Annotated in this window: 12 protein-coding genes; 9 read left to right on the top strand and 3 right to left on the bottom strand. The window is 60.9% G+C overall.

Going from position 1 to position 6,635, the window contains the following annotated elements:
* Together C5F48_RS20915 and C5F48_RS20910 are read left to right on the top strand one after the other, a co-directional pair.
* The coding region (locus tag C5F48_RS20915) for a phage tail assembly chaperone (protein WP_219907819.1) at positions 1 to 458 on the top strand (458 nt) is incomplete at its 5' end.
* Positions 455 to 793 (top strand): HNH endonuclease, encoded by a 339-nt coding sequence (locus C5F48_RS20910; protein ID WP_107665709.1) that lies wholly within the window; start codon positions 455 to 457, stop codon positions 791 to 793. The genes C5F48_RS20915 and C5F48_RS20910, both read left to right, overlap by 4 nt.
* A gap of 53 nt (positions 794 to 846) precedes the next feature.
* Here C5F48_RS20910 and C5F48_RS24900 read toward each other — a convergent pair whose 3' ends face one another.
* Both C5F48_RS24900 and C5F48_RS24895 read right to left on the bottom strand, forming a co-directional pair.
* A complete protein-coding gene (locus C5F48_RS24900) occupies positions 847 to 1,329 on the bottom strand; it encodes a hypothetical protein (protein ID WP_146170684.1) in 483 nt (160 codons plus the stop codon).
* Positions 1,330 to 1,787: 458 nt separating this feature from the next.
* Positions 1,788 to 2,330, bottom strand: a complete 543-nt coding sequence (locus tag C5F48_RS24895; protein ID WP_146170683.1) for a hypothetical protein — start codon at positions 2,328 to 2,330, stop codon at positions 1,788 to 1,790.
* Between the two features lie 201 nt (positions 2,331 to 2,531).
* On the opposite strand from C5F48_RS24895, the gene C5F48_RS20905 reads away from it, so the two are divergent.
* From C5F48_RS20905 to C5F48_RS20890, 4 genes are read left to right on the top strand one after another with little or no spacing between them, the layout of a single operon-like run.
* On the top strand, positions 2,532 to 2,834 hold the full coding sequence (locus tag C5F48_RS20905) for a head-tail connector protein (protein ID WP_245941553.1): 303 nt from the start codon (positions 2,532 to 2,534) through the stop codon (positions 2,832 to 2,834).
* Positions 2,821 to 3,246, top strand: coding sequence for an HK97-gp10 family putative phage morphogenesis protein (locus C5F48_RS20900; RefSeq protein ID WP_107665707.1), 426 nt, complete (start codon positions 2,821 to 2,823; stop codon positions 3,244 to 3,246). Before C5F48_RS20905 ends, C5F48_RS20900 begins: the two co-directional genes overlap by 14 nt.
* On the top strand, positions 3,239 to 3,655 hold the full coding sequence (locus C5F48_RS20895) for a DUF3168 domain-containing protein (RefSeq protein WP_107665706.1): 417 nt from the start codon (positions 3,239 to 3,241) through the stop codon (positions 3,653 to 3,655). The genes C5F48_RS20900 and C5F48_RS20895 overlap by 8 nt, the downstream gene beginning before the upstream one ends.
* Positions 3,643 to 3,969 carry a phage head closure protein gene (locus C5F48_RS20890; RefSeq protein WP_258186545.1) on the top strand — a complete coding sequence of 109 codons (327 nt, stop codon included), beginning with the start codon at positions 3,643 to 3,645 and terminating at the stop codon, positions 3,967 to 3,969. Before C5F48_RS20895 ends, C5F48_RS20890 begins: the two co-directional genes overlap by 13 nt.
* 5 nt (positions 3,970 to 3,974) lie before the next feature.
* Here C5F48_RS20890 and C5F48_RS24890 read toward each other — a convergent pair whose 3' ends face one another.
* Positions 3,975 to 4,349, bottom strand: coding sequence for a hypothetical protein (locus C5F48_RS24890; RefSeq protein ID WP_146170682.1), 375 nt, complete (start codon positions 4,347 to 4,349; stop codon positions 3,975 to 3,977).
* Between the two features lie 53 nt (positions 4,350 to 4,402).
* Here C5F48_RS24890 and C5F48_RS20885 point away from each other — a divergent pair, with 53 nt between their 5' ends.
* From C5F48_RS20885 to C5F48_RS20875, 3 genes are all read left to right on the top strand, one after another.
* Entirely contained in the window at positions 4,403 to 4,798 is a 396-nt protein-coding gene (locus C5F48_RS20885) for a phage terminase small subunit P27 family (protein WP_107665704.1), read from the top strand.
* A gap of 27 nt (positions 4,799 to 4,825) precedes the next feature.
* Positions 4,826 to 6,439, top strand: a complete 1,614-nt coding sequence (locus tag C5F48_RS20880; RefSeq protein ID WP_107665703.1) for a terminase large subunit — start codon at positions 4,826 to 4,828, stop codon at positions 6,437 to 6,439.
* An 11-nt stretch (positions 6,440 to 6,450) separates the two neighbouring features.
* Positions 6,451 to 6,635 (top strand): hypothetical protein (locus tag C5F48_RS20875; RefSeq protein ID WP_146170681.1); only part of this gene is annotated, 185 nt, incomplete at its 3' end.

Raw genomic sequence — 6,635 nt, 5'->3', positions numbered from 1 at the left:
CCACGATCCGGCGAGTGATCCTGATCGCCGCCACGGACAGGAGCGCCGCTGAGGCCTTCCTGAGCCACATGGCGGGCCAACCCCTGCGCACCTTCACCGAGGCCACCCACGGGCCGCTGGCGAGTCTCTGCGCTGCCCTGATGCCCTCGCCCACCGCCAGCACCAAACCACGCACCACCAGCGCCAAAACGATGCCATGGGCCGACTACTACAGCGAGTTGTTCCAGATCGCGACGGGCTGGCTTGGCTGGAGCCCGGACACGGCATGGAACGCCACCCCGGCGGAGATCACCTGCGCCTTCGACGGCCATGTCGCCATGCTGAAGACCATTCACAGGAGCGCCGACGAGGAAGACAATTCTCCGGCAGATCAGGCCCGTCGCGAGCGCAACCTCGCCGCTGGGCTCGACCCCGACTTTGACCGGGAAGGCCTGCATTCACTTCGGTCTTTGCAATGAGCCGCCCGCCCCGCCTCTGTTCCTGTGGCCGCGTCGTGCCCCATGGCACCCGCTGCGCCTGCCAGATCGCCAGCTCCCGCGCCCGCAACGCCCGACATGACGCTAAACGCCCGACTGCGACGCAGCGCGGCTACAACAGCGAGTGGCGGGCAGCCCGCGCCGAACACCTCGCCCTGCACCCCTGCTGCGCCCTGTGCAGCGCCCCGGCGAACGTCGTCGATCACATCATCCCGCACCGGGGCGACAAGGCCCTCTTCTGGGATCGCAACAATTGGCAGAGCCTCTGCACCTCCTGCCACTCCCGACACAAGCAGCGCCATGAGCATAGGGCGTAATGAGAATGAGTTCAGAGCAAGAAGTCTGGAGTGAGGTTCCCCGTCTCTCCATTTTAACGCGGTGAGTAAGTAGCCTTCCCGAAAGAAAAGTAGTGCCGACATCCTTGACAGTGCTTTCCAGACTCACCTTTTCCGCCTGTCACGAAATGGAACTGCCGCTCCTTCTCAAGGCAGATTGGACAAATGTAATGCGAGGGATCCCCATCGATCCTGTCATCACGCAGGGTATAAATCATTTCACCCATGCCGCCGTCGATCAATTTGTAGCGGGCGAGTCTTTTCTCAAATCTATCTTCATCTTCAATAGCTGCACTAATATCCTTGAGTGCCATGCTCAACTGCACATTCATCATGTTCACTGAAGTGAGCTGCGTAGCGAGGCTGTTCAACAATTGCTGAGCCTCTCCGTCATCGCTTTTCGGCCCACCAGCGAATGCCTTCTTCACAGCTTCTACGGTAGCAGCCGCCTGGCCAGTTAGACCGACCGCTCCAGAAGCAAGACCGAGCAATGTTTGAATTTGAGTCACATCCATCATCTGTCCTTCGCTTGGCCTCAGCTTATTTCTTTTACCGCAGGCTCAACATCCACACCGCTAGAGACGACCAGTTAGTCAAGCTCTACGACCCAATTGCCGCCCCTGTCTTCAAAATTGTATGTGTAGTTGAAATTATTACAGGTCATAGTGAAGCCGCGAGACATAAGATATGGTCTGATTGCGGACAAACTGTCACACCGCCAACCCATCGCACGGATCATGCCCACGCCAGGATCGACCAGCGACATAAGCGTCGAGCGAGGAAAATCGCTGGTATCTGAGATGATCGCGTCAGGTTCAATAGGGACTGACTGAGACATTGCCGGTTTTACTAGGAATGCGAGCGCCACCACTGTGGCTAGCGTGATCTGCTTCATTATCCGACCTGTGATTCGACACGACATAGCTACCGGTATCCAATATTTAGGCCAAGTTACATTTTCTAGATATGCCTCTCTCTAGATTTCTTTTTTTGTTGCTTGGTAGACACTCATGCCGGATCTCAGCCTCGCGCGAACAATTTCAATTTCCTCTAAAGTCTTGCGCGGATCGAGACGAACACCATAGCGGATCGCCACCCCGGAACGATACGCCTGCCTAATATCACCCTCGTCCCGCCATTCGATTTTGGAGTCAGGTATAAAGTCAAAGCTGTCTGGGCATGCAATTTGCTGTGGCGTCACGCAGAAATGCTGTCCCTTACGGAGAATCACCGAGTGAAGGACAAAGTTCCCGTCCTGGGGCCACCACCCAGAGACGCGCCTTATTTCACCATCGGGATCATTCTGCTCCATGAATTGAGCGTTTGCATGACACTCCTTCACAGGCATTTTCATATACGCCAGCACTTCCGCTGGATATCTAACTGCGGTGTATACTGGCAGGCCAAGAATTTCATTGACCGTTTCTCTTTCCCACTGACTATCCGGGAAAGACCAGTCATCCAGAGTTTTCAAGAAAGACTGGGTAGATGCACTTCGCTTTCTCTTAGCTTCGCCCATGACGATTCCCCAGTAGTTTATGGTAAATAGCCAATAACCATGTTGCGATCACTTCGCAAGGTCCGGAGAGGGGGTATCAACGGAGTTCCGGCGATACGGGGACCGGCGTGTGTCCCTTCGCACAAGACAGCTCGAATATAACTTTTCCTGCCTGAATCAGCGTGCTACATTATGTTATGTTATAACATATGGAGCAGCGCCTTGACCGCGCACACGCCTGTCGCGCTACTCAAGGCGCAACTGAATCTCGACCACGACCTCGACGAGGCTTTGCTCGCGCACAAGCTGGCGGCTGCCGATGCGTGGATCGCCAAGCACACCGGCCAGCCCTTCCCGGAGGATGCACCCGCTGACCTGACTGAAGCCGCCCTTCAGCTCGCCGCGTTCTGGTATGAGCAGCGCGAGGCGGCGAGCTTCGGACTCGCCACCGCTCCGGTGCCGTTCGGCGTCTATGAGCTGCTACAGGGGCACCGCGACGCGGTGACGGGCCATGTCCCTGCGTGATCAGTCCCGCGCCCTCGAAGCGCGGTTGAAAGCCATCCCCTCCGAGATCGTCGCAGAGCTGCGCCCGGCCCTCATGAAATCGGCGGAAGACCTCGCCGACAAGATGCGCGCCCTCGTCCCTGTCGATGACGGCGACCTGCGCGACTCTATCGCCGTCACCGGCCCCGGCGAGACGACACCCGCTTATGCCTCCGGCGGCGGGCGGCGCACGGCCTCCGAGGCGCAGGCTCTGGTGACTGTCGGCAACCCCGAGGTGCGCCACGGCCACTTGCAGGAGTTCGGCACGGTCACGCAGGAGGCGCAGCCTTTCATGCGCCCGGCATGGCGCATCGCGAAGGCCAGGATCGAACGCCGGATCGCGCGGGCAATTGGAGCGGCGATCAAGAATGCAGGAGGGCGGGGCAATGCTTGAACCGACCCTCGTCCTTCAGACTGCTGTCCGGGCGGCGCTGATCGCCTCGCCCGAGCTGCTGGCGTTGGTGCCCGCCGACAGCGTGCGGACCGGACCTGTCCGGCCTGATCGGATGCCCTGCGTGATCCTTCGCGGAGATCAGGTGCAATACCTGGGCCGCGCCTCCGGCGGGCAGCACGTCGCCCGCGTGTTCCTCGACGTGAACGTTTGGGCGCTGGAAGACGCAAGCACCGCCCGGCAGATCGGCGCGGCCTGTCTGGCCGCCCTGATCGACCCTCCCGCGACGGATCAGGCGCTGATCGTCGAGTGGGCGAAGCCGTCGATCCTCTGGCTCCGCGATCCGCAGCCGGATCGGGCCTACGACCACGGCGTGATGCAGATCGAAGGGGTGTTGCAGTGGAAAGCCTGATGCGCGCCGGTGCCCTCGACCGCACGATCACCGTCGAGCGCTCGACCGAGATCGTCGCCCCCTCCGGCCACGTCTCGACCGTCTGGCAGCCGCTGATGACGGTGCGCGCCGAGGTCCGGGAACAGTCCGCCGACGAGGTGGCAACCGGCTTCGGCGAGACCGAGGCCGAGACCTTGATCTTCGTGGTGCGCTGGCACCCTGCCCCGTTCACCACGGGCGACCGGATCACCCACGCGGGCCGCGCCTACAACATTAAGCAGATTGCCGAGATCGGCAGGCGGCGGGGCTGGAAGCTGCGAGCGGTGGCGTCGTGAGTCGCTCAATAAAACATCCAGATGTTTCTATTTTCGCCCCAATAGGAATACATCATTCCGCTTTGTTCGTCATAAGTGCAAAGCGCGCTGCCGCTTTTCAGGCCAAATTCATCTTTTGGAACGACAACCTCAAACACCATCTGCCCGTGTTTTCGCCAAGACCGACCGAGGTAAAATTCACCTTCACGCTTCCCTTCTTTTTCGCCTTCTTCCTTCAGCCAAGAAACACAACCTTCCCCGAAGCTTGTTCTTTCTGCCATTGTCGTTCTAGTTTCATCGCGGATTGCAATCATCTGCTCAATCTGTTCGTTTTTTTCAAGCACCAGAAGGCCGGCATAGCCAAGAACGAGAACAAGAATAACAATAACAACGTCCTTCATTTGACCCAATCCGCCTTTCAGTTGCTCTGCCCGAGACATAGCAGGATGCTAACATGAGTTCCAAGCATCTTCGCGGGGTAAAGCCCGCTGTTTCCGCCGACGCCGAAGCCCTGACCAAGGCCCCGCCCGCGCCCGACTACTTGTCGTCTCAGGCGAAAGCGGAGTGGCGCAGGATCATGCCCCAGCTGATCGCCCGGCAGATCATCACCCGCGCCGACTTGGCGGGCATCGAGAACTACTGTTCTGCCGCTGGTGCCGCGCGACAGATCGCTGAGATCATCAACTCTATGCCGGTGCCCGACCTGAAGCTGGGCGGGCTGCAAATCCGCTACATGCAGACCGCCCGCCAGCTCGCCGCTGAATATGGTTTGACCCCGACCAGCCGGGCGAGGATCGGCAGCAACGCCACCGGCGACGATGACGACGACAACCCGCTGGCCGTGACCTGAGATGCGAAACTGTTTCGCTTTTGACCAATGACCAAGCGCAGCACACATCCGGCGTGGATCTTTGACGGCAGCCCGATTGCCGACCCTCTCGGCCATGGTGAGCGGGCGGTGCAGTTTCTTCGGAAGCTGCGCCACCCGATCAGCAACGCGCCACGGCGGGCCCTGCAACTTGCTGACTGGCAGGAGCGTATTGTGCGTCGCATCTACGGCCCGCGCGACGCCGACGGCGAACGGATCGTGCGCGAGGTTATGCTCCTGCTTCCCCGTGGCAATCGTAAGACGAGCCTCGCCGCTGCGCTGGCGCTGCTTCACCTGCTAGGCCCCGAGCGCGTCCCGGCAGGCCAGATCATCTTCGCATCCGGCAATCGTGATATGGCGGGACAGGGCTTCACCGAGGCCGCGAACATCATCCGCCAAGACAGGCGGCTTATGGACGTCACCCGGATCTACGACGCGAACAATGCGCCCCAGTCCATTAAGAGCGCGCTGGACGGCTCGACCCTCAAGGCCGTCTCCTCAGATGGAAAGGCGCAGCACGGCAAGACCCCCACCTTCGTGCTGGCTGATGAAATCCATGCTTGGCCCAATCGCGACCTCTGGGAAGCCTTGCAGTCCGGCATGCTGAAGCGCGCGGGCGGCTTGACCGTCATCGCGACGACCGCAGGCCGGGGCCGCGAGAACCTGGGTGCAGAGCGGTATGATTACGCGCGCCGAGTGGCGCTTGGCGAGGTTGAGAACGAGGCCTTTCTCCCGATCATCTTCGAGATCGAAGACGGCGAGGATTGGCAGGACGAGGCAGTCTGGCATCGCGTGAACCCCGGCCTCGCCCACGGCTTCCACGACCTGAAGAAGATGCGGGCCGATGTGAACGAGGCGCGGGACAATCCCGCGAAGGCCTTCGAATTTCAGCAGTTCAACCTCAATCGGTGGTTCGCCAATTCCCGTGATCCGCTCTTCGACCTCGACACCTACGACGCCCGCTCCTTCGACGATGATCTCGCCGACCTCGAACCCCTGCCCTGCTGGCTGGGCGTGGACATGGCGTTGTCTGGCGACTTGGCGGCGGTTGTGGCGGCGTGGAAGCACCCCGATGGACAGATCACCATCAAGCCGACGTTCTTCGTGCCCGGCGATGACCTGAAGGCCCGCGCCGACCGTGACGGGGTGCCCTATGAGCGCTGGCGCGACGATGGCCTGCTGATCGCCACCCCCGGCCCGATCATCGCGCCCGAGGCCGTCGAAGACCGTATCCGCGAGTTGTGCGCCACCTACGACGTGCAAGAGATCGCCTTCGACCCGCACCTCGCCCGCGTCACGATGCAGCACCTGCACGACGAGGGCCTGCCTGTCGTCGAGATGCGCCAAGCCCCGCTGACGATGGGCGTGGCCGCTGGCGACCTTGAGCGCACGGTGAATGGCTGCCTGATCCGCCACGACGGACACCCGGTGCTTCGCAATCACTTCGGGAACGTGGTCGCATCCCGGAACGACTCCGGCCTGATCCGCATGCACAAGGCCCGGAAGACCGACCGGATCGACGGGGCTGTCGCCGCCGCGATGGCCGTGTCCCGCGCCTGCGCCGCTGAAACCATGAAATCCGCCTACTCCGCCCCCGAGGCCGACGGCCTGTTTATCTTCTGAAGGACACCACCATGGAAACCGCACTGCCCGGCCTGATCGTCGAAGTCGAAGCCCGGATCGACAAGCTCGAAAAGGGACTCAAGCGCGCCAATGCGCTTCAATCCCGCAGCGCCTCCGACATGGAAAAGCGCGCGAAACAGTCTGCCGACCGGCTGCGCTCGACCTATGGCGCAGCGGGTGACGGCATCGCCGCTTC

Source organism: Cereibacter changlensis JA139 (genome assembly GCF_003034985.1).
Lineage (GTDB): Bacteria > Pseudomonadota > Alphaproteobacteria > Rhodobacterales > Rhodobacteraceae > Cereibacter > Cereibacter changlensis.
The sequence above is the reverse complement of the archived record's forward strand: the minus strand, read 5'-3'. Positions and strand labels throughout refer to the sequence as shown.